Source organism: Luteimonas endophytica, from assembly GCF_029887875.1.
Classification (GTDB): domain Bacteria; phylum Pseudomonadota; class Gammaproteobacteria; order Xanthomonadales; family Xanthomonadaceae; genus Luteimonas; species Luteimonas endophytica.
Genome location: NZ_JARXRM010000020.1, coordinates 1 through 25,552, shown reverse-complemented (window position 1 = coordinate 25,552; position 25,552 = coordinate 1). Strand labels below are relative to the sequence as shown.

Here is a 25,552-nt window from a genome sequence, read left to right as displayed (position 1 = left end):
GCCGTCCAACGCTTGATCTCTTCTTCCATTACCGCGCTCATTCGTGTCTCCTTGGAAAGGTTACACCTGAGCAGGAAATCACTGGGTCATTACACCCGCGCGCTGCTCACGCTGTCGAACATGGCTTGGCCGACCATGGTGATGCGCTGCAGCTGGCAGAGCTCATCGCTCTTGAAGAACTCGATCAAGCGAGCAATCGCAATGCCAACCAATACCAGAATGATGCCCCGCCTGTTGCCAACAGACTCGGCTTGAGCAGCCTCACGTGATGTCCGTTGCTACATGAGAGACAGGAGCCAAGCAATACCAGTCACCAATACGACCAGCCCCACGACAAAGCAGATCACGGGCCACCCCAGTTCGTAGAAGTCGTACTTGCCGTTCTGCCGCCAATCCTTCTGATACGGGTCGTCGGGATCGACCTGGCAGGCCGCTTCCACTTCCGCAGGCCAAGCAGGCACCTTGCTCGTGTACATCGCCAGGCAGCGGCCAAGCGTCGTCATTGTCCACAATGGCGAGGCAAGCAACTGAAGAACTGGCCATTTCGTATAAGGCGCGAACGTCCGCACCAGACCGAAGGCGAAACCCTCGCGTCGCCCGTCGATCGGCAAACAGAGCTTGGTCAGTTCGTAGTTTTTCTCCACACCATCTGGATCCTCCATATAGCGGCGGATGTACTCCCACAACCGCATCAGCCCCACTTTGTCGCCCAGAAACGGATAACCGAGAGTGAAAGTATCCTTGACCGATTCACCATCTTCCGCCAGCACATGAGCGCGCACATCCACACTGCTGGTGAACAGAGGCAGATCGTTTTCCTGTGCACATATGAACAGGTCGTCCCAAGAGACGATCAGCACCGTATCGCTGGGCCTCGTTACGTAGACCTGCCTAGTTCTTCTGTTGAAACGGATGGGATAGTGGGTCTGGCGGAAGATATCGAACCGCATGCCCTTGTATCCGATCCATACAAACACGGAAAAAATGGCGGCCACCATGGCAAACGAGATCCACCTAGCGAAGTCGTTCTCAGCAATCGCCAACCACAAAAATGCACCGATGGCACCCGAGGCTATGGCCAGAATCACCCCACCTTCCCAAGCCGCGAACCCCCTGACCGGGTACCAACGGTCCACCAGTTCCAGATAGGTGCTGTTGAGCTTGATCACCGACAACCAGTCTTGTGGGTCGGCGCTTGCTTGCTCCGTCTTCTTCAGACGACGTTGACGCTCTTCCTTGGTCAGAGGCCGGTTAATTTTGTAGTCGCGCTTGTAGTCGTGCCGGCCGTCCCTGCCGAATCCTGTGTAGTCCATGAATCAGCCCGCCTGCGGAACCAGCAGCAGCCTCACGTGGGTCCGTTGCTAAATGAGAGAGAGCAGCCAGACAATGCCTGTCACCAATACGACCAGCCCGACGACAAAGCAGATCACCGGCCATACTAATTCGTAGAAGTCATACTTGCCGTTCTGCCGCCAGTCCTTCTGATACGGGTCATCGAAATCGACCTGGCAGGCCGCATCCACCTCCGCGGGCCAGACCGGCACTTTGCTGGTGGACATCGCTAGCCAACGGCCCACGACGGTCACGGCCCACAACGGTGAGCCCAACAACTGCAGCGCTGGCCAATTCGCGTAGCGGGCAAGAGTCTTCGGGTAGGGAGCGAACGTTCGAACCAGCCCGTGCACAAGACCTTCGCGCCTCCCGTCCACGGGCATGCAGGTTTTCGTTAACTTATAGTTCCTCTCCACACCATCCGACTCTTCCATATAGCGGCGAATGTATTCCCACAGCATCATCAGTGCCTCCTTGCCGCCAAGATATGGATAGGCCAGGGTGAAGGTGTCTGTCACGGTTTCGCCGTCCTCCGCCAGTACATGCGCGCGCACGTCGTCGCTTGATTGCCACATAGTCAGCTCGTTAACAACAGAGCAAAGAAACAAGTCATCCCACGACGCCTGAATCACCGTGCCATCCGGGCGAAAGGCATAGACCTGACGGGTCTTGCGGTTGAGGCGGATGGGATAGTGGGTTAGACGGAACGCTTCGGTATGCGCCATTGAAAGTGCGATCCAAGCGAAAGCACCGGCGATTGGCCCAAAAAGTGCTACAAATATCCAGCCTCCAAGCTCGTTTCTTTCGAGCGCGAGCAATACGAATGCCACTACAGCCCACAGACAAGGAATTGCGATCATTGCCCCCATCCAAGTCCACCACCCCTTGACTGGGTACCAGCGGTCCACCAGCTCCATGTAGGTGCTGTTGATCTTGATGACCGACAGCCAGTCCTGCGGCTCGGCACTGGCCGGTTTGTCCGGCTTCAGTCGACCCGCTCGCTCCTCATCAGTCAGCGGACGATTGAGCTTATAGCGAATGAACCTGCCAAGGCCGGTGTAATCCATCGATCACCCCGCCTGTGGCAACAGGGCTGGGGCTGATACGCCATCGGCTTCATCGGCATCCACCTTCAGCCCGAGCGCACGCATCGCCTTCTCGAACTGCTCCATCTCCTCCTCAAAATCTTGATAGCGCTCACCTTCTTCCAGTGCGCCGAACAGGCATCGCTCCATCCACTCCTGCAACTCGTTGCTCTTGAAAAACTCAATCAAGAGAGCGATGGCAATGCCAACCAATACTAGAATGACGCCCACGTCTGTTGCCGACAGAGTCGGCCTGAGCAGCCATGTAGATATCCATCACTTACATGAGAGCGGACAGCAGCCAGACAATGCTGGCCACCACTACGGCCAGCCCCACGACAAAGCAGATCGCGGGCCATCCCAGCTCGTAAAAGCCGTACTTGCCATTCTGCCGCCAATCTTTCTGATACGGGTCACCGGGATCGACCTGGCACGCCGCCTCCACCTCGGCAGGCCAGACCGGCACCTTGCTGGTAGACATCGCTAGCCAGCGGCCCACGACGGTCAAGGCCCACAACGGCGAGGCCAACAACTGCATGATCGGCCATTTCACGTAGGGCGCGAACGTGCGCACCAGCCCGAACACAAGACCCTCGCGTCTCCCGTCCACAGGCATGCAAGTTTCCGTCAATCTGTAATTCTTCTCGACACCGTCCGGTTCCTCCATGTAACGACGGATGTACTCCCACAAGCGCATCAAACCCGCCCTATCTCCAAGAGTCGGGTAAGCCAGCGTGAAGGTGTCAAGAATCGTTTTTCCATCCTCTGCAAGAACATGGGCCCGCACATCCTCGCTCGTCTGCCACATGGTCAGTTCGTTCTTCACGGCGCACAGAAAAAGCCGATCCCAAGGTGCCTGGAGTACTGTGCCATCCGGCCGAAAAGCGTAGACCTGTCGTGTCCTGCGGTTAAGGCGGATAGGGTAGTGAGTCTTTCTAAAGCAATCCAGGAAAAAGCCGTACCATCCAAACACCGCCAAAATCGCAAAAATAATCGCGATGGCAATCACAGACAGCAGCATCGCCGCATCGTCTTCTCCGAACGCGGACAAGAAGAAAGCAACCGCCGCAGCGGTCGGCGCACCCCCAAGCAGCAGCCCCATCCATGCCGAGAACCCTCTAATTGAATACCAACGATCAACCAGCTCCAAATAGCTGCTATTGATCTTAATGACCGACAACCAGTCCAGCGGCTCTGCACTTGCGGGCTTGTCTAGTTCCAGCTTGCCGGAGCGCTCCTGGGCAGTCAGCGGCCGGTTGAGCTTGTAAGCTGTAAATCTTCCCAGACCAGTAAAGTCCATGCCTCAACCCGCCTGCAACGCCGGCACCGTGCCCGTTTCGCTCTCTTCTTCTTCCGGATTGAGACCTAGCGCCTTCATCGCTAGTTCAAACTCCCGCATCTCCTCCGCTAGCTCCTGATATCGCTTGCCTTTCTCAATCGCGCCGAAGAGGCAACGCTCCATCCAGTCTTGAAGCTCGTTGTTCTTGAGAAAGTCGATCAATAGCGCAATCGCAATGCCGACGAGCACGAGAATGATCCCGACGCCACTTGCCGACAAACCGAACACCGTCGCGCCCAACCATCCGCTGAAAAGCAACGCTGCGCCAAAACCGGCAATAGCGGAGAACGTATACAACCACATCATTCCGACGTTGCCCTTCTGTTGCTCCAATACGGCGTTCCTTGCATCCAATACTGCTATAAGTCCCGCCGCCACAACGCCTAGCCCTCTGGATATAACGCCAAGCGCCTTCGTCCACGTCGACGATGCCGCCCTCGCTAGTTTCACACTTCCTGCCTTGGCCCCATTCACGATACCGTCGTGAATCAAGTTACCCACCCCGCCCACGATCGCCGCCATGCTGGAGCGGAATCGCCACACGCTCTCTGTGCGCTGATGGGCCATGCTCTCATCCATGCCTGCAGCCATCTTGCGCGCGCCCACAACCTGCAAGATCAGGCCCACCACCGCAAGCCGGGCGTTGCTGTCGAACATCCGCCGGAACCGTGCCAGCCCGTTCTTCGGCCACTCGTCCATCCTCAGCACCGTTCTGCTGGCTCGCGCGGCCGCCTCATCGCCCACCAATCCGCCCTCTATCTGCTTCAGTGCGAAGCGGTTCACTCGCAGCGTCACCCGGCCCGCAGTGATTCGGCCTTGCGCATCGCGGACCCGACCGGACTGTCGCCTGCCACGCGACTGCACCTCCAGCTGTCGCTTGAGCAGACCGGCATCGATATCGCCCAGTGCGTCCGGGTTGAGCTCCTTCATCCAGGCCACCACCACATCCAGGGCGTCATCCAGCTTGCCTACGTGTTGGATCACCTCGATCGACGATTCCGCCACCACGCCCAACGCGACCAGCAAGCGACCGGCGGTCTGGTCGATCATCGTGTCCAGCACCTTCATGATCGGCCCGCCCACGGCCGTGATCAGCTGGGCCACCAAGTTCTTCCCGCCGGCGTCCAGGTGCCGCAACGAGCGGCCGTACAAGCCGATCAGCGAGCGCCACGGCATGCTGGGCAGTTGATTGGCGGGAAAACCGCCGCTTGGCACGGCCTTGTCCCATTCCTCCAGAATGTCCTTCTGGTTATAGGCCAACGCCCGCTGCAGCAAATTGCGGGAATCGGAAGTATTCGCTTCCAGCCATTCCTGGTAGTTGTCGAAACAGATCTTGTTCTGCTGGGTATCTTGCATGCACAACAGAAGCGTCTGCACGTACCCCGCACCGGAATCGGCGTCCGCCTCGTCATGATTGCATTCGAACGCACCAGCGCACGCTTCGCTGCGCAGCCATTCCTGGTGGGCTTTTGCGAGTGGGACGAGATACTGCTGATCGTAGTCCTCCAGCTGCGGTTGGAACACAGTCCGCCGCCAGTTCTCCGGTTCGTTGTCCTGCAGCTTCTTCCTGTACTTATTCCATGCGTCGTCGGCAGCCTCTTCCAGATCATCCGCGTCCAGTCCGTCGGCCGCCGCCTGCCTAGCCGCTTTCAGCTTGTTCTCCCAAGCCTGCTTGTACTTGCGATCGTTCTTTAATCTGTCCAGGTGTCGGTTTACAAGGTCGTTGCGACCATCTCGTACACTGATGTAGTAGGGATAGTTCCAGGAGTGTGCGCGCCATTCAGCATCGCGTTCCGCCTTGCGTAGCGCGTCCATTCCGGCATTGTTGCGAATGGCCTCCTTGAGCGAATCGAGCAGTGCCGACACTGCGAGCGGCCGCTGCAGCTCATCCTGCTCCAAAAACTCATTCAGCCGCGCGCCCATCAGCGCTGCCAGCTCCATCGTGATCCCCACCGGGTCCGGCAACGCCACCAACATCGGTGCATACGGGGCGGCCGCCTGTTCGGCCCATTCCAGCAGGCCTGGCGTTTCGTGCTTGAAACCGTGAAAGCGGTGCGGGGAAAATCCAAACGCGGGATACCCCATGATCGTGACTTCCGGCAGGTCGTTCTGCAGGAACGTCTCCCCCGTTTCCGGGTCGGTGACATACCGCGCCGTCGGCGGCGGCGGTGCCTGCCCGTGGTCGACGCCTTCCTTGGCGAACTCGTTGACCACGGCCTCCAGCTGCGCAAACTCGGCAGTATGCGGCTGGTTCGTGTTGCCACCCACCCATTGCCCGACGTCGACCGCGCGCATGTGCCGCTCGCGATAGGCCTGCCGCTTGTGGCGCGCCAGCACGTCTGCAGTCCACGCGGTGTCGGAGAACCCGAGCCACACGCGGCCCGCGCTGGCGGCATCCGGAATGGTGATACAGCGTGCAATGAACTCCTCCCCGGTACGGAAGCAACTGAACTCGATCTGGTCGGCATCCGGCGGAGTGGTCGTCTCGATGTCGAACTCGTAGAGATAGCCCAACCCGGTCACCAAATAGGCTTTCCACTCGCCCCGCACTTCGTTGAACACGTACAGATAACCAGGGCGCAGCAGGCGCGACGTGTACCTCGCCAGCTCCGACGGCAGGGCAGTCCCCGTCACCCCATCCCCGAATCCCGCCGGCAACTCAAGCGCCTTCCAGGAAGGTCGCGTGCCATCGTAATCAGTCCGCGCCACGGCGTAGCGCAAAGGCAGGATGGGCAGGCCCGTCTTTTCGCAGAACGGACATCGGGGGGCAGCAGGCTCGGTCATGGCGACAGTCCTTGTGGTTGGTGCAGGTCCTCGGCGAACCGTTGCAGGGCGGCATCGTCCAGGTCGCGGCAAGCGCCCACGTAGCTGATGATGCCTTCGCGCGCACGGTCGAGGCGTTCGACCATCGCGGGATGATGGTGGATTTTGGAATGGAAACGAATGCCCTGCTCGGCATACAGACAACGGTCCGCGCTGTCGGACAAGGCATGTCGCTCGAATGCTGCCTTCAGCAAGGCGTTTGCGGCTTGCGCGATGACGGCAGTGCTAGCACGCGCAGGGTCGCTGGAAGCGATCTGTTGGAGGCAGCGATTGAGCAACCCCAGCCGCTGCAGATCGTCCCATTGTTCCGCCGTCAGGCGCAGCTCGGATCGCGTTGGCGTACCCGAACAACGGTACTGCTGCCACTGCCCGCCCACGTCGCGCCAGCTCCAGCTGTCGATTCCCAGAAGCAGGAAACCGAGTTGGTCCTCCTGCAGCAACCAACGCAGGTGGTGGAACACGCGCGGGTCGTAGTAGCGCAGCAACGCCTTACTCTGGTCCGGTCCGCGTATCGCCAGGCGGCTCGACAACCGCATCACCACTTTCTCAAGAGGAGGCGTCGCCACGAACAGGGCCGAAAAGTAGGGGAAACGGCTGTGCCGCTGCTGGTCGGAGACACGATCCAGCAACTGCAATCTCGCATCTTCCGGCATTGCCTTGAGTTCCAGCAGCCGGGGCATCAGGTGCGCCTGGGTTTCGAAACCCTTCGGAACCAATGGCACTACGGGGAGATCCGACCACAACTCCGAGTCCACCTGCAGCGGATTGATCAGCGCATAGTCTTGCGCAAGCAACTGGCGATGCCAGAGTCCGCCCACGCTACTTACTCGCCGGGACGATGCCGCTGCCTGCCGCATCGGCGCCACGGGCCTTGAATTCGCAAAGCGACAACGTAGCGTCAGGCGTTTCTGCCCGGGTGCTTGCGCTCGCCGGTCCCGTCAGGTCCTTCTTTGTCCCCTTGAACTCGATCGTCCCCGGCGCCCCGAGCTCGATGTCGCCACCTTCCAGCTTCAGGTAGGCGCCGGTTGCGGTCAGCAGCACGTGCTTGGTCGGCGCCGAGACTTCCACGTCGGCCTGGGTGCTGGCGACGGTGATGCTCTGCTTCGCGGCCACCTTGGCCTCATTCTTGTGCGCCCGTGCGCTCACCTTGCCCTGCGCCGCGTGCAGGGCGATGCCGCGCTCCTGGTTGGGCTTGCCGGCCGGGGCTTCGCTGCCCTGGGTGAACAGCGCGACTCCGCCGGTGCTGGCGATCACGGTGCCGGCCTGGCTGGCCCAGTCCAGGTCGCCGCCGGCGAGCAGGCTGGTCTGGGCGCCGGAGACCCAGGCCTGGTCGGCCGGGGTCAGGCTCATCAGGCCGTCGGGGCTGGCGGCGACCAGCTGCGGGGCGCTCCAGGCCGGCGTCTCGCCCTCTCCGCCGCCGATGGCCTTGTCACCTTGCCCGCCGCCGGACGCGGATGCGCCAGTGCTGGTCGCCTGCAGTGTCTCCTGCAGGGTCTTCAGGCTCTCCTGCGCCGGCAGGGTCTCGGGATCGTCGGGCAGCGTGGCTTCCTGGCTGCGGGCGGTGTCGGCCAGCGCCTGCAGCAGTTGTTCGCTCTCGGCCAGCTGGCCCTGTGCCTGGCTGGCGGCAAGCTGCTGCGCGCCGGGCTCGGTGGTCAGCAGCAGGCCGGCACCTGCGCGGATCGCGCCGCTGGCGCGGGTCGACAGCTCCACCCCGAACCCGCGCTCGGCGCCACGCACGTTGTCCTCCCCGCCCTTCAGGTGCCCGAGGGTCAGGGTGCTGCCGTGCTGGGTGGTCGAGAGCTGCGCCCGGCCCTGGCCGGGGGTGTCGTCCAGGCGCAGCTGCTGGTAGCCGCCGCTGCCTTCCTGGCTGGCGCCCAGCGCCTGGCTCTTGAACCCGGTGAACACCGCCGCGTGCTCGTTGCCGTCGAACCAGGCCGGGGCGTTGCCGGTGGCGCCGGCGGCGCCGCCGGCCACCTGGTTGTGCTGGGCATCCGGGTTGCCGCGGCCGTTGTAGACGCTGCCGATCACCACCGGGCGGTCGATGTCGCCCTCCAGGAACGCCACCAGCACTTCCTGCCCCTTGCGCGGCACCATCACCCCACCCCAGTTGTCGCCGGCCCAGGGCGTGGCCACGCGCACCCAGGTCCAGGCGCCGGCATTGCCGGGGGCGTTGTCGTCGCCGCCCGGGTGGCCGTGGCCGCTGCTGGCGTCGGCGCCGCGCTGCCAGGGGAACTGCACCTTGATGCGGTGGTCGCGATCGGTCAGCACCGGGCCGCCGTCGCTGACCACGATCGCGGCCTGGGTGCCGTGCACGGTGGGCCTGGGATGCAGGCGCAGGCCGTGGCCGTCGACGGTCTTGGGCCGGTACGGCACCGCTGCCGGGATCGCGCTGAAGTGGTTGCGGTAGAACTCGGCCGGGCCGTGGCCATCACCGTCCCGGTGATCGCTGTCTCCACCACCGGCTCCCGCCGCACCGGCCACCCGCGACAGCAGGCTGCCCACCGCGCCTCCGGCCGACGCGTCGCCCGATGCCCCGGCTTCGCCCGGATGGCTGGCATCGCTGCCCGGCGCGCCGTCGCCGCGCCGGGCGGCGCCTCGCTCCAGGCCGGCCAGGGCCTCGGGCAGGTCCAGCCCCGGCAGCGCCACCGCGCCCAGCGACTGCTCCAGCGCGTCGTGGATCTCGGCGCCCAGGTTGTTGCGCGCCTCGTGCCGCACCCGCAGGCAGGCGAAACGCCGCGCCTCCGGCTCCAGCAGCCCGTGGTGCTGGGTCAGCTCGAACCTCGCACCGGGGGCCAGCCGCCGCCAGCTGCCGCTGCCGGTCACCGTGTGCGCATCGACCTGCAGCGCCTCGAGCTGCTGGCGGGCGCGGCGCTCGCCCTCGGCGCCGTCGTGCCAGCCGTAGGGGCCGGCGGTGTCGCTGTCCTCGGCCACCACGCCGCCGAACGTCTCGCCCTCGGCGCTGGCCGGGCGCAGGCCCAGGCTGCGGTAGTCCCAGCTGGCGCGCGCCAGCCGGCCGGCCTGCCAGCGCCGCGCGGTGGTCCACTGCTGGATGCTGTCGCCGCGCTCGGTGACGTCGGCCCGGTGGTAGCGCACCGCGCCCGCATCGGCGAAGGCGGCGCCGTGGTCGGCGAGCACCAGCGTGTGGCTGCCGAACGTGTCCGACTCGGGATCGGCGTCGTGCTCGAACCAGCCATAGATGCCCTCCTCCGCCAGCAGCCGCTGCAGGAAGGCGTGGTCGCTCTCCTGGTACTGGGTGGTCAGGCTGCGGCGGGCGTAGATGTCGCGGTTCGCCAGCTCCCAGCGCCAGGCCGGCGCCAGCGCGCCGGCCTCGGCGTAGTCGGCGAACAGGTCCTCGACGATCTCCACTACCGTCTTGTCCTGGAACACGTAGCTGTCCACCCGCTGGCGCAGGAACGCCAGCCACGGCTCCAGCACCAGCCGGTAGCGCGCCAGCCCCCCGTTGCTGCCCAGGCGCTCGAACGCGGTGACGTGACCGTGGAACGGGCGAAGCCGGCCCTGCGCGCCGTCGGTCAGCAGCTCCAGCAGCACCGGCTGACCGAGCAGATCATCCAGAGCCAGATGCGCGTCGACCGACAGCGCGGTCAGCTCCAGGCGGAAGCCGCCATCGAGCGATTCCTCGCCGTCCAGGGTCTCGGCGACCAGCACGTCGGGGCCGAGCGGCGTATGCAGCCGCAGCAGGCGCTGCCGCTGGCCGGGGCTGGCGAGCAGTGCGGTGAGTGCGGTGGCGAGTGCGTCCATGGCATTGCTCCTTGCGCGGCCCCTTCCCTCCGCCGGGACGGGGCGGGCACCCGCCGCGGCGGGGCCCGTGTGCCGCCGGTCCCGGGTCAGGCGGTGATCCGCTCCAGCTTCAGCGAGGGTGTCTCGACGCAGTGCAGCTGGTAGTTGCGGCCGGCCGCGGACACGGTGATCTCGCGCACGTTGTTGACCAGCCGGTTGCTGCTGCCCTGCGCCGATGCGCCACCGCGGATGCGCCAGTTGAAGCGCGACAGCAGGGTCGCCAGATCGCGGGCATCGCCGCGGGCATCGGCTGCGGCATTGTCCAGCAGGTCGACGACGTGCTCCGGCCGGATCCGGTTCCAGGCGCAGACGCTCTCGGTGCCGCGGCCGGCGAGGCCGAGCGCGAGGCTGTCGCAGTTGGCGATGGTCCTGTCCCTGTCGATTCCGTAGAAGTCCATGGTGTTTCCTCCTTTTGATGTGGCAAGGGGCCCTGCGACGTCAGGCCACCTTGTACTTGAAAGCTCCGTTCTTGCCTGCCGCGACCTTGATCTGTGCGATCTTGCCGCCTTCGGCCATGCTTGCCAATACGGTCTCGGCGATTTCCGGCAGCAGCGTTCCGTTGAGGATGTGATCGACGTTGCGCGCGCCCGAATCCACCTCGGTGCAGCGCGCCAGCACCGCGTCCACCAGCTTGTCGTCCCACTGGAACGCGGCCTTGTGGTTGGCGGCCACCCGGTCGCGGATCCGGCCCAGCTTGAGCTCGATGATCCGCGCCAGCACCTCGTCGCTGATCGGGTAGTACGGCACCACTTTCAGCCGGCCCAGGAACGCGGGCTTGAAGTGCTTCATCAGGATCGGCCGCAGCGCCTCGGCCAGCGCGTCGGCGGCGGGGATCTCCCCGGCCGGCTTGTTCAGGCAGGACTGCATGATCTGCGGCGAGCCGACGTTCGAGGTGAGGATGATCAGGGTGTTGCGGAAATCGATCTCGCGGCCCTCGGCGTCGTCCATCATGCCCTTGTCGAACACCTGGAAGAACATCTCCAGCACGTCCGGGTGGGCCTTCTCCACCTCGTCCAGCAGCACCACGCTGTAGGGGTTGCGGCGCACCGCCTCGGTCAGCACCCCGCCCTCGCCGTAGCCGACGTAGCCCGGCGGCGAGCCCTTCAGCCCGGAGACGCTGTGCGCCTCCTGGTACTCGCTCATGTTGATGGTGATCAGCTTGCGCTCGCCGCCGTAGAGAATGTCGGCCAGCGCCAGCGCGGTCTCGGTCTTGCCCACCCCGGACGGGCCGACGAACATGAACACGCCGCGCGGCTTGTTCGGGTCCTCCAGCTTGGCGGTGGCGGTGCGCACGCGCTGGGCGATGGCGTCCAGGGCGTGGTCCTGGCCAATCACGCGCTCGGCCAGCATCGCGCCGAGGTTGCGCACGGTGCGGATCTCGTCCTTGACCATGCGCCCGAGCGGGATGCCGGTCCAGGCCGAGACGATCTCGGCGACCACGGTGCCGTCGACCTGCAGCGGCACCATCGGGGTCTCGCCCTGGAGCGCGCGCAGCTCGGCCTGCAGGCGCTGGAGTTCGGCATGCCTGCCGGCGCCAGGGGGCTTGTCGGTGCCGTCCGCGCCAGCAGCCTTGCCGCCCTTGCCCTTGGCCGACTTGGCAGCCTTGGTGGCCGTGGCTGCGGACGCTCGCTTGCCGCTGGCGCCGCTTTCCGGAGCCGGCGAAGCCGCGGCGGCGTTGGCCTCGGCGCCTTCCACCGGCGCTTTCCCCGGCCCTGCGGAGGCCGGATCGGAATCGACGCCGCCCTGCTCGAGCTCGGCGCGCAGCGCCTGGATCTTCTGCGCCAGCGCGGTTTCCTGCGCCAGCCGGGCTTCGTTGTCGGCCAGCACGGTTCGCGCCTGGGCCTGCTGCGCGCGCAGTTCGGCAAGGCGCTCGTCGTGGTGCGCGGCGCCGCCGGCGGTCTCGCGGTCGAGCGCGGCGATCTCCGCCTGCAGGCGGTCCAGGTGGCGGCGGGTGTCCTCGATGATCGCCGGGGTGGCGCTCTGGCCCAGCGCCACCTTGGCGCACGCGGTATCGAGCACGCCGACCGCCTTGTCGGGCAGCTGGCGGCCGCTGATGTAGCGGTGCGACAGGCGCACCGCCTCGGTGATCGCCTCGTCCAGCACGCGAATGCCGAAGTGCTTCTCCATCAGCGGCACGATGCCGCGCAGCATCGCCGCCGCCAGCGGCTCGGTGGGCTCCTCCACCTTCACCACCTGGAAGCGCCGCGCCAGCGCCGCGTCCTTCTCGAAGTACTTCTTGTACTCGCTCCAGGTGGTCGCGGCGATGGTGCGCAGCTCGCCGCGCGCCAGCGCCGGCTTGAGCAGGTTGGCGGCGTCGTTCTGGCCTGCCGAGCCGCCGGCGCCGATCATGGTGTGCGCCTCGTCGATGAACAGGATGATGGGGTGCGGGCTCTTCTTGACCTCGTCGATCACGTTCTTCAGCCGGTTCTCGAACTCGCCCTTCACGCTGGCGCCGGCCTGCAGCAGGCCCATGTCGAGCACGTGCAGTTCCACCCCCTGCAGCACCTCGGGCACGTCGCCCTCGGCGATCCGCCGCGCCAGGCCCTCGACCACCGCGGTTTTGCCAACGCCGGCCTCGCCGGTGAGGATCGGGTTGTTCTGGCGCCGGCGCATCAGGATGTCGACCAGCTGGCGGATCTCGGCGTCGCGGCCGATCACCGGGTCGATATGGCCCTCGCGCGCGCGCTGGGTCAGGTTGGTGGTGAACTGGTCCAGCGCCGGTGTCTTGGACAGTGCCCCCTGGCCGGTGGGGACCTCGCCGCCGGCACCCTCGCCGCCGCCCCGCTCGTCGACGATGCCGACGCCCTGGGCGCCTTCCTGCGAGCCTTCCGTGAGCTTGGCGAAGTCGTGCTTGAGTTCCTCGCGCTTGAAGCGCGCGAACTGCTTGGAGCCGCGATAGGCCAGTTGCGCCAGATCCGGCGCGGTCAGCAGCGCCAGCAGCAGGTGGCCGCTGCGGATCCGGGTGGTGCCCGAGTCCAGCGAGGCCAGCAGCCAGGCGTGCTCGAACAGCGCCGGCAGGTGCTGCGAGAACACCGGGGTGCGGGTATTGCCGGCCTTGAAGCGCCCCAGCTCCTCGCCCAGGTCCTTCTCCAGCGCCTCGACCGAGACTCCGCTGCGGCGCGCGATCAGCACGAAGTCGCTCTGCGGCTGCTCCAGCAGCGCCAGGAACAGATGCTCGAGGTCGACCTCGTAGTGGCCATGCGCCATGCACAGGTTGGCGGCGCGCTCGGCCGCCTGGCGGCAGGTGTCGTCGAGCTTGCTGATCAGGGTCTTGAGGTTGGTGCTCATGCTTGAACGGGCTGCTCCATGCTGGCGGATCGGCTTAGGGGAGAGAATCGATGGCTCATTGCAGGGTGTGGATGCCGTAGCCGGCATCGGAGCGCGGCACCTTCGATGGCCGGGTGCAGACATAGCTGTCCCAGCCCAGGCGCGCGCCGTGGCCGCCGCCGATCCCGGCGCCGCGCACGTCCTCGGCGCGCAGCAGCAGCCGCACCTCGTACTCCAGGCACGAGCCGGTCAGGAGCGTGAGCCACTTGGCCAGCGCCCGGGCGGCGTCGCCTCCGGGCAGGAAGGCGTCGAAGCGCTCGCGTGCCAGCGGCCCGATCAGCAGCCGCAGGCGCAGGTCGCGCTGCCACACGCGGTCGCCGGCCAGGGCATCGGCGCCGAGGCGCGCGTTGGCCATGCCGAGCCGCGAGGTCTGGTGTTCGGGCACCCGGTACCAGGCGCCGACGAACTGCTCCACCGTCACCTCGACCCGGAAGTAGTCGGTGAGCATCCGCGCCAGGAACGTGGCCGAGACCGGCCGCTGGCGCACGCCGCCGGCGTAGTAGGCGATCGCCTGGTCGAACACGTCGCCCTGCCCGTCCGCCATCCGGTCGCGCAGCCCCGGCAGCCCGACCCCGGCCAGCGACAGCACCAGCGGCAGGAAACGCTCGCGGCGGTCCAGTTCGTACTGCAGTGCCAGCCGGTACTTCTTCCAGGCGCCGTAGTGCAGCGCCACCGCGCGGGTGGTGAAGATGTCGAGGAACGCCCGCGCCGCGCGGTCGCGCTGGTAGACCTCGCGCTCGTGCAGCATCTCGGTGTAGTGCAGCGGCAGCGCGCCGGAAACCCCGAGCAGGCCCATGAAGGCCGGGGTCAGCTCGACCCGGCCCACGCTCTCGGTGGCCAGCGCGTGATCCAGCGCCGCGAGCAGCTCCAGCCGCTCGCCGTCCTCGGACCACGCCTGCGCGGCCTCCAGCTCGCCGGCCGGGAAGCCCAGCGAGAGGCTGTTGCGGAACCGCACCCGCTGCGCGATCGCATCGTCGGTGCGGTCGCCCTGGCGGTGGAACAGCTGCTCGAGCACCCGCATCGCCTGGAAGAATCCGAAGCGATGCGGCTCGGCAAGCAGCTGCCTGGCTACGCCAGGATCGATTCGCCGCTGCGTGGCTCGCATCGGACCAGGACCTCCCCGTTGTGGCTGGACAGCAGGACCAGCCGGGTAAAGCTGTTGGCGTGCACGTACAGGCCGAAGAACCGGTCCAGGACGTGCGCGAAGGCGGCGATGCCGGCGCCGACGAAGCCGGCCTCGTCGATCGTCACCCGGATCTCGATGCCGCGCACCACCGAGGCGAAATTCCGGCCCGACATCCAGGCGCTGGTGGGCTCGTGCTCCAGCGCGACGATGCCCTCGATCTGCCGCCGCGACACGCTGCTCGAGGAGAGGTCGTACAGGCGCAGCATCTCCTTGAGCGCCGGCAGCCCGCTCTGGGTCAGCGACAGGTGGTTCAGCGACAGGTGCGAGATCAGCCGCCAGTGGGCGCCGCGCCCCTGGCGGAAGCGCAGCGGGCGGGTGGGCTTGCGCAACAGCGCGATGGCGCGCGCCGGGCTGCCGCCTTCCATGCTGAGGTCGCCGCCGGCGACGCCGTAGGCCAGTTGGGTGGGCAGGTCGCGGTTGCTGCAGGTGAGCTCCACGCTGACCACGTCGGTCTTCGGCACCGCCGGATTGAAGTCCAGGTCGACGAACGACAGTTCGGTCTCGTATCCGGGGCTGTGCCGCGCCACCGCCTCGTCGCGCCGCGACAACCAGTAGTGGCCGCTGCGCTCCGGATCCTCGCCGTGGTGCAGCGAATAGAACGGACGAAACTCCTGCACCTGCTCGCCCTGCGGGGTCTGGCGGACGCGCTTGACCGAGTCGATCGAGTGGATCTCGTAGGCGAACGCGCGCCGCGCATCCGCCACCACCGGGTAGGTCGAGGTGCGCTGGGTGACGCGGATCGGGTCGCCATGCTGCGCGAACAGGTTGACCACCGGGGTGCAGCCGGTCAGCACGTTGTCGCGGCCGAGGCCTTCGAGGACGCGGCTGGTCTGCTGCTCGGGCGGCATCGCCTTGAGCACCAGGTGCAGGGTGAAGCCGCGCACCGCCTGTGCCGCCAGCGGCGCCAGCGGCAGGTCGAAGAAGCCGAACTTCTCCGGGAACGCGAACAGCTCGGTCAGCAGCCGGTACGCAGGGTGCGCCCGCGCGGGAAACTCCACCAGGGCCTCGTCCTCGCCGAAACCCACCGGCTGCAGCGGTACCCGCTCCAGCCGCCGCCAACGCCCGTCGCGGTCGGATTCGACGTATGCGGCCATCACCTGCAGCGAGAGCGCGTCGCGCAGGGCGGCGCAGAACGACGGTTCGCCGTCGACGAACAGCCGCACCGTCTCCAGCCCCAGTGTGGCGAACGACACCTGGTCGGACAGCAGCTCGAAGCCGAGCGAGATATGCCCACCGGCGCCGGGCGGCAGGGCGACCGCCATCGGCGCCTCTGCGATGGCCCGATAGGACGCGGATGTCACCCCGATCGCGGCCAGCGCGACGTCGTAGGCGGTGCGGAAGCGGCAATTCACGCCGCGCACCGGTCGGGTCTGCAGCTGGGTGCCGCGGGCGATCCGTACCGGGGCGCTCAGCTTGGCCGCCGCGGGCCCCATGTCGAAGCGCGCGATCGAGCACGACGGGAACGGCCGCAGGTAGTGCGGATACATCACCTCCAGCAGCGCGTCGGTGAATTCCGGGTAGTCGTCCTCGATCTTCTTCGACACCCGCGCGCTGAGCAGCGCGAAGGACTCGATCAGGCGTTCGACGTGCGGATCCTGGCTGCCGTCGCCGGAGAGCAGCAGGCGCCCGGCGATCTTCGGGTAGCGCTCGGCGAACTCGCGCCCGTAGCGGCGCAGGTAGGCGAGTTCGCGCTCGTAGAACGGGAGCAGGTCCTGCATGGGATCAGGCCGCCTGGCGCCGCAGCCTGCTCACGGAATACTGCAGCGTGGTCGGCTGCAGCATCGCGTCGAAGCTGACCGGCTCGCGCGCCGGCTGCAGGTCGAGCAGCGCGTTGATGGTGAAGTGCAGCCCGGTGCCCATGTGCGCGGCGTTGTCGAGGCGGACCTGCACGTTGTGCAGCCGGCGCTCGTGGCGGGCGATTGCCTGCTCCAGCGAGCGGCAGATCGCGGCGCGGTCGTAGGCGTTGGCCAGGCTCATCGACGAGAAGTCGCACAGCCCGTAGGTCATCAGCGACTGGCGGCAGTTGGGGTAGTCGGCCAGGTCGTCCTCGGAGAAGGCGGAGCGGCTGTTGAGCAGGCCCTCCAGATCCCGCGCCACCGACTCCTTGTACTGTTCCATCGATACGGACTTGAACACGTTGCCGCCGGCGCCGGCACGCGGCGCGTCGTCGAGGAGCTTTTCCAGCAGGCTCGGTTCGAATCCCTTCATTGGACCGCGTGACCTCGTGTGCCGCGGCGATGGAGCCGCGCGGAATCTCAAGACGCCCGCCGTCGCGGGCTTTCCCCTGCCCCGGGCCGGACCCGCCTTCCGTGCGCGATCCGCGGCCGCGGTGGCCAAATGCGGTGGCGCGCGAGGCGCCACCGCAAAGCATCATCAGGCCGTGTAGTTGGGCACGTTCTTGATGGCACTCCACTGCGCGACGGTCTTGCCGCCGACGCCGCCTTCGGGCTTCTGCTGGTTGTAGGTCCAGCGGATGGCGCCGAAGCTCAGCTGTACGACTTCCTGCGGCATGCCGTCTTCGTCGACGGTGGTCGTGACGCGATGCACCAGCACGTTCAGCAACTCGACTGCGTAGTAGTTGAGTGCGTTACCGTCCTTGTCGGCGCGCATGAACTCGATGCGGGCCTTGGGGAAGGTCGTGCCGTTCGCGCACGCCTGGTTCAGGGCGGTGGTGGACAGGTCGATCGACTTGACGATTTCGATCGGCGACAGGTTCACGCGGGCCGCGGACTGGCCACCGGAGGTGGACGCCGTGGCCGAACGCGGCTGCAGCAGATCCTGCGAGAACGACTTGATCTCGATCCAGTTCTGGTGCTTGTCGTCGCGCGACTCGCCCTTGATGGTATCGATTGAGAGGAATGCATGTTGCATGTCTGGGTTTCCTTGTTCCGATCTTCCGTGAGATAGAGGCCACCGGGCAGCCGCCCGGCAGTCGGTTACGAACCGCCCCGCGGGGCGGCTGCGTCACTGCTGAGTGCGGGATCTCCGTCCCTTGACGCTACAAAGCGCTACGACTTCTTGGCACTGGCCGGCAGTTCGGCCACGAGGCGCAGCGAAACGGACAGCTCGTCGAGCTGGAAATGCGGCCTGATGAAGGCCACCGCGCGGTACACGCCGGGCTTGCCCGGCACTTCCGAAACCTGGATCGACGCCTCGCGCAGCGGGTACTGCGCCTTGGCTTCCTGGGTCGCGTTGTCGTCGAGCAGCACGTACTGCGCGATCCAGCGATTGAGGAAATCCTCGACATTGCCCGCCGAGGCGAAGCTGCCGATCTTCTCGCGCATCATCGCCTTGAGGTAATGGGCGATTCGCGAAACCGCGAAGATGTACTGCAGCTGCGCCGAGAGGATGGCGTTGGCGTTGGCCGCGTCGGTGTTGTACTTCTTCGGTTTCTGCGCCGACTGGGCGCCGAAGAACGCCGCGTAGTCGGTGTTCTTGCAGTGCACCAGCGGGATGAAACCGAGGTCGCTCAGTTCCTTCTCGCGGCGGTCGGTGATGGCGATTTCCGTGGGGCACTTGAGCGCCACCTCGCCGTCGTCGGTGCGGAAGGTATGGGTGGGCAGGTCCTCGACCAGGCCGCCGCCCTCGACGCCGCGGATCGCCGCGCACCAGCCGAAGTCCTCGAAGGCACGGGTCAGGCGCGCGCCCATCGCATAGGCCGTGTTGCACCACAGGTACTTGCCGTGGTTGGTGGCCTCCACCTCCTCGACGAAGTTGAAGCCCTCGACCGTGGTGCCGTCCTTGGGGTTGTACGGCAGGCGGCCGAGGAAGCGCGGCATGGTCAGGCCGACGTAGCGGCTGTCCTCGGAGTCGCGGAACGACTTCCACTTGGCGTACTCGACGGTGTCGAACACCTTGGCCAGGTCGCGCGGCTTGCCCAGCTCGGTGAAGCTCTCCAGCCCGAACATGTCCTCCGAGGCCGCACTGATGAACGGCGCGTGCGCCGCCGCCGCAACGTGCGACATCTGCTCGACGAAGTACATGTCCTCCGGCTGGCGGCCGACGGTGTAGTCGCCGATCAGCGCGCCGAACGGCGAGCCGCCGAAGGTGCCGAATTCCTCCTCGTAGACCTTCTTGAACAGCGCCGACTGGTCGAAGTCGATGGCGGACTTGAAGTCCCGCACCAGGTCCTTCTTCGGCGCGTTCATCACCTTGACCTTGAGCATCGGGCCGGTCGAGGTCTGCTGGCAGAGATAGTGCAGGCCGCGCCAGCTGCTCTCCAGCTGCTGGAATTCGGGCGCATGCATGATCGCGCTGAGCTGCTCGGAGATGATCCGGTCGAGCTCCGCCACGCGCGCATCCAGGGTGAGATTGAGGTTCTCCGACACCACCACGGTGCCGTCGAGCACCTCGCGGGCGAGCTCGGAAATGATGTCGCGGGCGCGCTTGTGTTCCGCGTCGGACTTGGCCACCTTGCTCTGCTCGACGATCTGGTCGAGCAGGCCCGCCTCTTCGGCGTGGGTGGCTGCTTGGGTTGCGGTCGTCGCCTCTGCGGCCATGGTCTACTCCTGATCCTCGCTGCCGAGCCGCTTGAGCTGCTCGGTGTTGTTGAGCACGTCGGTCAGCAGGTCCTCGAGCTTCTCGTTGCCGGCCAGCTTGTTGCGCAGGTCGGCCAGCTTGGAGCGCGATTCGAGCAGCCGCCGCAGCGGCTCGACCTGGTCCACCACCGCCTCGGGGCGGAAGTCGTCGATCGACTTGAACTTCAGCTCGACCGCGAACTCGCCGCCCTCGTCGCTGATCCGGTTGGGCACGCGGTAGACCGCGCGCGGCGTCATCGCCTCCATCACCTCGTCGAAGTTGTCGAGGTCGACGTTGACGAACTTGCGATCCTTGATCTTCGGCAGCGGCTGTTCCGGGTTGCCGCTGAAGTCGCCCAGCACGCCGACCACGAACGGCACTTCCTTCTGCTCGATCGCGTCGCCCTTCTCGACGTCGTAGGTCAGCTGCACGCGCGGCGGGCGCACCTTCTGCAGGCGCTTCTGGACGCTATCCTTCTTGGACATCTGGGTCGTCTCCTGACGAGAGTTGGGTGCGCGACGGACGCTCAGTTGCCGCCGATGTTGCGGAACGGATCCGAGCTCGGCGCGGGCGCCTCGGCCTGCTCGCGGGCTTCCGCCGCCGGGCGCTCGGCCGGCCTTGCGGCCGGGGCGCGGCGCGCCGGGGCACGCCGCGCGGTGCGCGGGCGCTCCGGTTCGGCGGGCGCGAGGATCTCGTCGCCCATGGTCTCGCGCAGCGTGCCGGCAAGGGTCTCCGCCTCGCGGCGCGCGGTCTCGGAGGCGAGCGCGCCACGGCCCTGCAGGCGCTGCAGCGAATGGTTGGCGATGCGGAAGCCGCTGACGGTCAGGATGCCGTCGGCCACCATGTCGTCGGCATCGCGCTGGAGGACCTCTTCGGCGGCGACGATCGCCCGCGCGTAGTTGCCGCGATCGAACTGCAGCTGCGCGGTGCGCACCCACGGATCCTTGCGGGTGGGGTCCGCCCGGGCGGCGTCGTCGAAGGCCACCAGCGCGGCATCGACGCGCCCGGCGGTGACCGCGGACTCGGCCTGCGACATCAGGCCGGCATAATCGGTGACTGCCCCACTCCCCGTGGTCGCGCATGCGCCCAGCAGCGACAGCAGCGCGATCCCCAGAAACGCACGAAGCGCCCCCCTACAGCTCCATCTCGTCTTCATGACCGTTCCAAATCAATCCTGATCATTCCATGTCCGCACGAACCGTGCGGCACAGCCCCTGGGATGCCAGCACCGCCATTGACGGCGCGCTCGATCCCGATTCCTGCATGTATCCGGTGTGGGTATAGTAGCCTTTCCCTGCTGCGTCAAGGTGACACTTCCGGCGGTTGTCCGGCCGGACCCGCCGCTGCCTCCGCTTCCCCCGCCGGGGCATCGTATGCCGCCGGCGCTTTTTCATTAGAAACCAGCGAACCAGGCGATTCAAGTATGGACACACGGCCCGCGGCGCCCCATGCCGTCGCTTCTTTCCCTTCCCGCGCATTCATCGCCACGGCCGGACTGCTCGCCGCGGCGCTCGCGCTCGGCGGCTGCGCCAGCGGCGGCGGCCTCGGCAAGGCGGTCAGCAAGACCCTGGAGACGGTCGGCATCAAGGATGCCGCCGAGCCGGAGGAGCGGCGGATCCCGCTGCGCCTCTACGCCGGCGACAACCTCAACGCCGGCAACGACGGCCGCGCCCTGGCCGCGGTGGTCAAGGTCTACCACCTCAAGAGCGGCCGGCGCTTCGAGCAGGCGCCGTTCGACATGTTCCTGGACGAAGACCGCGAGCGCCGCGCGCTCGGCGACGAACTGGTGGACGTCAACGAGATCGTGCTGACGCCCGGAGCGCGGCACGAGGTCGAGGAGCGGATGGCACCGGAGGCCGAGGTGCTGGGGGTGGTGGCGCTGTTCCGGGCGCCGGCCAACGGCCGCTGGCGGCTCGCCTTCGACGCCACCGGCCGCGAGGCCGCCCGCGAGGGCGTGACCGTAGGCCTGCACGCCTGCGCCCTGAGCACCAGCAGTCCGGCGCTGCTGACCCGCCTCGCCGGCGACCCGGCCAGCCTGGCGTCCGTGCGCTGCATGTCGCCCTGACCCGCCCGCGCCGGGCGCGCGCCTGCTAAGATCGCCCGACCAAGGGGGGAACACCCGCGACGCATTGCCCGGTCGGCGAGCGCATGGGTAAGCTCCGCTCCATCCAGATTCGGGTCGCGGCACGATGTCCGCGGCCCGGCTCGTGCCGCGGCGACGCGGCAGGGCGAACGGACAGCCAAAGGATTGCAGCGTGTCGCACGTCAGTCGGATGTCGAAGGTGTTCTGGGGCGAGGGCCTGTTCCTGCGCCCGCAGCATTTCCAGCGCCAGGACGCGTACCACGAGGCGCGCCTGCAGGACCTGGCGCGCAGCCTGCACCCGCACGCCTGGGGGGTGCGCAGCCTCCGCTTCGATCCGCAGAGCCTCTCCAGCGGCAGCCTGCGCGCGCTGGAACTGTCGGTGATCTTCCCCGACGGCGAGAGCTTCGACGCGCCGGCCCACGACCAGCTGCCCGACGCGCTGTCGCTGGGGGACCTGCCCGAGGGCGTGCAGGCCACCACCGTGCACCTGGCGTTGCCGCTCATCCGCGAGCACGGCGGCAACTGCGACGGCAGCGGCGACGGCGCCCAGGCGGCGCGCTTCGTCCAGGCGAACCAGCCCACCCCGGACCTGTACACCGACGCCGCCGAGGCGGAGCTGTCCTACCTGCGCAAGTCGGTGCGGCTGCTGACCGACGACAAGCCGCGCGACGCCTACGTCAGCGTGCCGGTGGCGCGGGTGCGGCGCACGCCGACCGGCGGCTTCGAGTTCGACGAAGGCTTCCTGCCCCCCAGCCTCAGCCTGGCCGGCGCCCAGCGCCTGCACCTACAGCTGCGCGCCCTGCTCGACTCGCTGCAGGCCAAGGTCGAGGCCCTGTACGGCGTGCACCGCCAGCCGTCGCAGCACATCATCGAGTTCCGATCCGGGGACATCGCTTCGTTCTGGCTGCTGCACACGGCGACTTCGGCGTTCGCGGCGCTCTCGCACCTGTTCCACAACGCCGGGCTGCACCCGGAGCGGCTGCACCAGGAACTGCTGCGCCTGGCCGGCGGCCTGCTCACCTTTTCCAAGGCCTACGGCCTGTCCGACCTGCCCCGGTACGATCACGCCTCGCCCGAGACCGGTTTCGACCAGCTGTTCGGCATGATCCGCGAACTGCTGGAGACGGTGATCTCGGCGCGCTATTTCCAGATCGCGCTCACCGAGGTCAAACCCTCGTTCCACGTCGGCCGCATCGATTCGCAGCGGATCGACGACGACTCGTCCTTCTACCTCGGGGTGGCGGCCGACATGCCCGGCCAGGAACTCATCCAGACGGTGCCGGTGCGATTCAAGGTGGGCGCGCCCGACGACGTCGAGAAATGCGTGCTCTCCGCGCTGCCGGGCGTGAAGCTCACCCATGCCGCGCAGGTGCCGGCGGCGATCCCGGTCCGCCCGGGCAGCTACTACTTCGCGGTCGAGGCGCGCGGCCCGCTCTACGAACGCATGCTCAAGGCGCAGTCGCTGATGATCTACGTGCCTTCCGGGCTGCGCGAACTCAAGCTGGAACTGATCGCGGTGGCGCCATGAACTCGAAACTCCCCCCGGTCCCCGCTGCCATGCCCTCGCTGAGCCCGCAGCATGCGGTCGCGCCGGCGGCGGGCGGCGCAAACGCGCCGCGCAGCCTGCTCGACCTGATGTCCGACGGCTTCTACCTGCTGCTGCTGCTCAAGCGCGGCCAGCTGCCCGACAGCGTGGACGGCTTCGTACAATCGGTGCAGCGCTTCCTGGACGGCGTCGAGCGCGGCGCGATCAAGCTCGGCATCGCCTCGGAGGACGTCTACGCTGCCAAGTACGCCTTCTGCGCCGCGGTCGACGAGGTGGTCCTGTCACAGCCCTCGTCGGTGCGCGATGCGTGGGAACTGCAGCCGCTGCAGTTGCGCCTGTTCGGCGACCACCTGGCAGGCGAACACTTCTTCGACCGCCTCGAGGAACTGCGCGCGCAGGGCGCCCCGCGGCTGCCCTCGCTGGAGGTCTACCACTACTGCCTGCTGCTGGGCTTCGAGGGCAAGTACCGCCTGGAAGGTCCGGAGAAGCTGGGCTACCTGACCGCGCGCCTGGGCGACGAGATCGTCTACCTCAAGGGCCGGCGCACCGGCTTCGCCCCGCACTGGGCGCCACCGGACAACGTCGCCCATGCGCTGCGCCGGGTGGTGCCGCTGTGGCTGCCGGCGGTGCTGGTGGCGGGTTTCGGCCTGGTCGGCTACCTGGCCCTGAGTACGTGGTTCGGCCGCCAGACCGAGGAACGCCTGGCCGCCTACGAAGAAGTCGTGCAGATGCCCGAGCGCACGGCCCACATCACCATCACCCTGCCGTGAGAACGATATGGACATGCCTTCTCTGGCCCGCGATGCGCTCGCCGCGCTCGCGGTACCGTCGCAACATGCGCGCCTGATCCAGCTCGACGCCCCGGTCCCGGGGCTGGTGGTGGAACGGTTCGACGGCAGCGAGGCAGTCTGCGCGCCGTTCCGTTTCGTGATCGACGTGTTTTCCACCTCGGCGTTCGTCGACACCGCCGAGCTGCCCGGACGGCGGCTCGGCCTGCGCCTGCACCGTGCAGAGGGCGGCGAGCGCAGCTGGCACGGCGTGTGCACCGCGGTGGCGCCCCTGGGCGCCGACGGCGGCCTGGCCCGCTACCGGTTGACCATGGAGCCCTGGACCGCGCTGCTGGCGCACCGGCGCAACGCGCTGGTGTTCCAGGACCTCGACGTGCGCGGGGTGCTGGAGCGCGTGTTCGCGGACTACTCGATGGCCGCGTTCCGCTTCGACATCGACGGCGCCCTGCCGGTGCGCGCGATCACCACCCAGTACCGCGAAAGCGACTGGGACTTCGTCACCCGCCTGCTGGCCGAAGCCGGCCTGGCCTGGCGCTACGAGCACGACCAGTCCGCAGGCGAAGACGATGGCGGCGACGACGGCGCCCGCCACACCCTGGTGATCTTCGATGCCCAGGCCGAGGTTCCCGACGCCGGCACGCTGCGCTTCCATCGCAGCGCCGCCACCGAGACCCGCGACGCCATCGGCGCCTTCACCGAGCTGCGCCAGCTGGCGCCCAACCGCAGCCATGCCGCCAGCTGGCACAGCGCGCAGCTGGCGAGCGTTGCCGGGCAGTGCGAAGCCGACGCCGGCGGACTGCCGGCGCTCGAGGTCTTCGTGCAGCCGCGCGCCGGCCGCTTCGAGCAGGGCGGCCAGGCCCAGGCCGAAGCCGCAAGACGCCTGGACGCGCTGCGGCTGCCGGTGGCGCTGCATCACGGCGCGGGCAGCGCGCGCGCCATCGCCGCCGGCAATACGTTCACGCTCAGCCAGCATTCCGGCCACGAGGGCCGGGCGTTCCTGCCGCTGCGGGTGACCCACGTAGCGGCGAACAACCTCGGCAGCGGCATCACCGCCCTGCTCGCCTCGCCCGACCTGGAGCGCGGCAGCTATCGCAACCGTTTCGTCGCGGTGCCCGCCGGCACGCCGGTGGCGCCGCTGCCGCGCGACCGCCCGACCGTGCACGGCCCGCAGACCGCCCGCGTGGTCGGCCTGCCCGAAGCCGCGGTCAGCCCCAGCCGCGACCACCAGGTGCGCATCCAGCTCGCCTGGCAGCGCGGCCCCCGGCCCAACCCGGGCGGGCTGCAGGACAGCGGCAGCGAGCACCCGGGCCACGCCCCCGGCGATGCCACCTCCGGCACCTGGGTACCGGTGGCGGAGTGGGTCGCCGGCCCCAACTGGGGCAGCCACTTCCTGCCGCGGGTGGGCGCCGAGGTGCTGGTGGAGTTCCTGCATGGCGACATCGACCAGCCGCGGGTGACCGGCCAGCTGTACAACGGCGAGGTCGCCCCGCCCTTCGCCGGCGGCATCGATGGCCCGTCCAACCATCCCGGCACCCTGAGCGGGCTGCACAGCCGCGCCCACGACGGCAGCGGCAGCCAGCAGTGGGTGCTCGACGACACCCCGGGCCAGCTGCGCACCCGGCTGCAGACCAGCCTGGCCGACAGCCGCCTGGAGCTGGGCTACCTGGTGCAGCACCAGGACGGCGCGCGCGGCGGCCTGCGCGGCCGGGGCATGGAGCTGGCCAGCG

General features: G+C 67.4%; 21 protein-coding genes. 5 read left to right on the top strand and 16 right to left on the bottom strand.

Features of this window, described 5'->3' with window-relative positions; genetic code table 11:
• A partial coding sequence (locus QFW77_RS04940) for a hypothetical protein (RefSeq protein WP_280573236.1) occupies nucleotides 1–269 on the top strand: 269 nt, incomplete at its 5' end.
• A 9-nt stretch (nucleotides 270–278) separates the two neighbouring features.
• Here the strand turns inward: QFW77_RS04940 and QFW77_RS04935 are convergent.
• From QFW77_RS04935 to QFW77_RS04860, 16 genes are all read right to left on the bottom strand, one after another.
• On the bottom strand, nucleotides 279–1,313 hold the full coding sequence (locus QFW77_RS04935) for a DUF6708 domain-containing protein (RefSeq protein ID WP_280573235.1): 1,035 nt from the start codon (nucleotides 1,311–1,313) through the stop codon (nucleotides 279–281).
• A gap of 48 nt (nucleotides 1,314–1,361) precedes the next feature.
• Nucleotides 1,362–2,399 carry a DUF6708 domain-containing protein gene (locus QFW77_RS04930; protein WP_280573234.1) on the bottom strand — a complete coding sequence of 346 codons (1,038 nt, stop codon included), beginning with the start codon at nucleotides 2,397–2,399 and terminating at the stop codon, nucleotides 1,362–1,364.
• 3 nt (nucleotides 2,400–2,402) lie between these two features.
• Nucleotides 2,403–2,648 carry a hypothetical protein gene (locus tag QFW77_RS04925; RefSeq protein WP_280573232.1) on the bottom strand — a complete coding sequence of 82 codons (246 nt, stop codon included), beginning with the start codon at nucleotides 2,646–2,648 and terminating at the stop codon, nucleotides 2,403–2,405.
• A 49-nt stretch (nucleotides 2,649–2,697) separates the two neighbouring features.
• Nucleotides 2,698–3,717 carry a DUF6708 domain-containing protein gene (locus QFW77_RS04920; RefSeq protein WP_280573231.1) on the bottom strand — a complete coding sequence of 340 codons (1,020 nt, stop codon included), beginning with the start codon at nucleotides 3,715–3,717 and terminating at the stop codon, nucleotides 2,698–2,700.
• A gap of 3 nt (nucleotides 3,718–3,720) precedes the next feature.
• Complete coding sequence (locus tag QFW77_RS04915; RefSeq protein ID WP_280573230.1) at nucleotides 3,721–6,540, bottom strand: T6SS effector BTH_I2691 family protein; 2,820 nt, start codon at nucleotides 6,538–6,540, stop codon at nucleotides 3,721–3,723.
• Nucleotides 6,537–7,397, bottom strand: coding sequence for a DUF4123 domain-containing protein (locus QFW77_RS04910; protein WP_280573229.1), 861 nt, complete (start codon nucleotides 7,395–7,397; stop codon nucleotides 6,537–6,539). Before QFW77_RS04910 ends, QFW77_RS04915 begins: the two co-directional genes overlap by 4 nt.
• Nucleotide 7,398: 1 nt before the next feature.
• The gene (locus QFW77_RS04905) at nucleotides 7,399–10,338 is read right to left on the bottom strand and encodes a type VI secretion system Vgr family protein (RefSeq protein WP_280573228.1); all 2,940 of its coding nucleotides are present in this window, start codon (nucleotides 10,336–10,338) and stop codon (nucleotides 7,399–7,401) included.
• Between the two features lie 86 nt (nucleotides 10,339–10,424).
• On the bottom strand, nucleotides 10,425–10,775 hold the full coding sequence (locus QFW77_RS04900; RefSeq protein WP_280573227.1) for a hypothetical protein: 351 nt from the start codon (nucleotides 10,773–10,775) through the stop codon (nucleotides 10,425–10,427).
• A gap of 40 nt (nucleotides 10,776–10,815) precedes the next feature.
• A complete protein-coding gene (gene tssH / locus QFW77_RS04895; protein ID WP_280573226.1) occupies nucleotides 10,816–13,665 on the bottom strand; it encodes a type VI secretion system ATPase TssH in 2,850 nt (949 codons plus the stop codon).
• Between the two features lie 55 nt (nucleotides 13,666–13,720).
• The gene (gene tssG / locus QFW77_RS04890) at nucleotides 13,721–14,809 is read right to left on the bottom strand and encodes a type VI secretion system baseplate subunit TssG (RefSeq protein WP_280573225.1); all 1,089 of its coding nucleotides are present in this window, start codon (nucleotides 14,807–14,809) and stop codon (nucleotides 13,721–13,723) included.
• The gene (gene tssF / locus QFW77_RS04885) at nucleotides 14,773–16,608 is read right to left on the bottom strand and encodes a type VI secretion system baseplate subunit TssF (protein WP_280573224.1); all 1,836 of its coding nucleotides are present in this window, start codon (nucleotides 16,606–16,608) and stop codon (nucleotides 14,773–14,775) included. The genes tssG and tssF overlap by 37 nt, the downstream gene beginning before the upstream one ends.
• Nucleotides 16,609–16,612: 4 nt before the next feature.
• Nucleotides 16,613–17,098, bottom strand: a complete 486-nt coding sequence (gene tssE / locus QFW77_RS04880) for a type VI secretion system baseplate subunit TssE (RefSeq protein WP_280573223.1) — start codon at nucleotides 17,096–17,098, stop codon at nucleotides 16,613–16,615.
• Nucleotides 17,099–17,263: 165 nt separating this feature from the next.
• On the bottom strand, nucleotides 17,264–17,761 hold the full coding sequence (locus QFW77_RS04875; RefSeq protein ID WP_280573222.1) for an Hcp family type VI secretion system effector: 498 nt from the start codon (nucleotides 17,759–17,761) through the stop codon (nucleotides 17,264–17,266).
• 137 nt (nucleotides 17,762–17,898) lie between these two features.
• On the bottom strand, nucleotides 17,899–19,389 hold the full coding sequence (gene tssC, locus QFW77_RS04870; protein ID WP_280573221.1) for a type VI secretion system contractile sheath large subunit: 1,491 nt from the start codon (nucleotides 19,387–19,389) through the stop codon (nucleotides 17,899–17,901).
• 3 nt (nucleotides 19,390–19,392) lie between these two features.
• The gene (tssB, locus tag QFW77_RS04865) at nucleotides 19,393–19,893 is read right to left on the bottom strand and encodes a type VI secretion system contractile sheath small subunit (protein ID WP_280573219.1); all 501 of its coding nucleotides are present in this window, start codon (nucleotides 19,891–19,893) and stop codon (nucleotides 19,393–19,395) included.
• Nucleotides 19,894–19,934: 41 nt separating this feature from the next.
• Nucleotides 19,935–20,564: a tetratricopeptide repeat protein gene (locus tag QFW77_RS04860; protein ID WP_280573218.1), complete on the bottom strand. Its 630-nt coding sequence runs from the start codon at nucleotides 20,562–20,564 to the stop codon at nucleotides 19,935–19,937.
• A gap of 267 nt (nucleotides 20,565–20,831) precedes the next feature.
• Here QFW77_RS04860 and tssJ point away from each other — a divergent pair, with 267 nt between their 5' ends.
• The 4 genes from tssJ to QFW77_RS04840 form a co-directional block, all read left to right on the top strand.
• Entirely contained in the window at nucleotides 20,832–21,473 is a 642-nt protein-coding gene (gene tssJ, locus QFW77_RS04855) for a type VI secretion system lipoprotein TssJ (RefSeq protein ID WP_280573216.1), read from the top strand.
• Between the two features lie 208 nt (nucleotides 21,474–21,681).
• Complete coding sequence (tssK, locus tag QFW77_RS04850) at nucleotides 21,682–23,019, top strand: type VI secretion system baseplate subunit TssK (RefSeq protein ID WP_331487860.1); 1,338 nt, start codon at nucleotides 21,682–21,684, stop codon at nucleotides 23,017–23,019.
• Nucleotides 23,016–23,807, top strand: coding sequence for a type IVB secretion system protein IcmH/DotU (gene icmH / locus QFW77_RS04845; RefSeq protein WP_280573214.1), 792 nt, complete (start codon nucleotides 23,016–23,018; stop codon nucleotides 23,805–23,807). Before tssK ends, icmH begins: the two co-directional genes overlap by 4 nt.
• Nucleotides 23,808–23,814: 7 nt before the next feature.
• The coding region (locus QFW77_RS04840; RefSeq protein WP_280573213.1) for a type VI secretion system Vgr family protein at nucleotides 23,815–25,552 on the top strand (1,738 nt) is incomplete at its 3' end.

Excerpts from the sequence above, each read along its gene's own strand:
- tssH (WP_280573226.1), bottom strand. The coding sequence starts at position 13,665 with ATGAGCACCAACCTCAAGACCCTGATCAGCAAGCTCGACGACACCTGC.
- QFW77_RS04930 (WP_280573234.1), bottom strand. The coding sequence starts at position 2,399 with ATGGATTACACCGGCCTTGGCAGGTTCATTCGCTATAAGCTCAATCGT.
- QFW77_RS04920 (WP_280573231.1), bottom strand. The coding sequence starts at position 3,717 with ATGGACTTTACTGGTCTGGGAAGATTTACAGCTTACAAGCTCAACCGG.
- tssE (WP_280573223.1), bottom strand. The coding sequence starts at position 17,098 with ATGAAGGGATTCGAACCGAGCCTGCTGGAAAAGCTCCTCGACGACGCG.
- QFW77_RS04860 (WP_280573218.1), bottom strand. The coding sequence starts at position 20,564 with ATGAAGACGAGATGGAGCTGTAGGGGGGCGCTTCGTGCGTTTCTGGGG.
- QFW77_RS04935 (WP_280573235.1), bottom strand. The coding sequence starts at position 1,313 with ATGGACTACACAGGATTCGGCAGGGACGGCCGGCACGACTACAAGCGC.
- tssG (WP_280573225.1), bottom strand. The coding sequence starts at position 14,809 with ATGCGAGCCACGCAGCGGCGAATCGATCCTGGCGTAGCCAGGCAGCTG.
- QFW77_RS04875 (WP_280573222.1), bottom strand. The coding sequence starts at position 17,761 with ATGCAACATGCATTCCTCTCAATCGATACCATCAAGGGCGAGTCGCGC.
- QFW77_RS04915 (WP_280573230.1), bottom strand. The coding sequence starts at position 6,540 with ATGACCGAGCCTGCTGCCCCCCGATGTCCGTTCTGCGAAAAGACGGGC.
- tssJ (WP_280573216.1), top strand. The coding sequence starts at position 20,832 with ATGGACACACGGCCCGCGGCGCCCCATGCCGTCGCTTCTTTCCCTTCC.
- tssB (WP_280573219.1), bottom strand. The coding sequence starts at position 19,893 with ATGTCCAAGAAGGATAGCGTCCAGAAGCGCCTGCAGAAGGTGCGCCCG.
- QFW77_RS04905 (WP_280573228.1), bottom strand. The coding sequence starts at position 10,338 with ATGGACGCACTCGCCACCGCACTCACCGCACTGCTCGCCAGCCCCGGC.
- QFW77_RS04900 (WP_280573227.1), bottom strand. The coding sequence starts at position 10,775 with ATGGACTTCTACGGAATCGACAGGGACAGGACCATCGCCAACTGCGAC.
- tssK (WP_331487860.1), top strand. The coding sequence starts at position 21,682 with ATGTCGAAGGTGTTCTGGGGCGAGGGCCTGTTCCTGCGCCCGCAGCAT.
- tssF (WP_280573224.1), bottom strand. The coding sequence starts at position 16,608 with ATGCAGGACCTGCTCCCGTTCTACGAGCGCGAACTCGCCTACCTGCGC.
- icmH (WP_280573214.1), top strand. The coding sequence starts at position 23,016 with ATGAACTCGAAACTCCCCCCGGTCCCCGCTGCCATGCCCTCGCTGAGC.
- tssC (WP_280573221.1), bottom strand. The coding sequence starts at position 19,389 with ATGGCCGCAGAGGCGACGACCGCAACCCAAGCAGCCACCCACGCCGAA.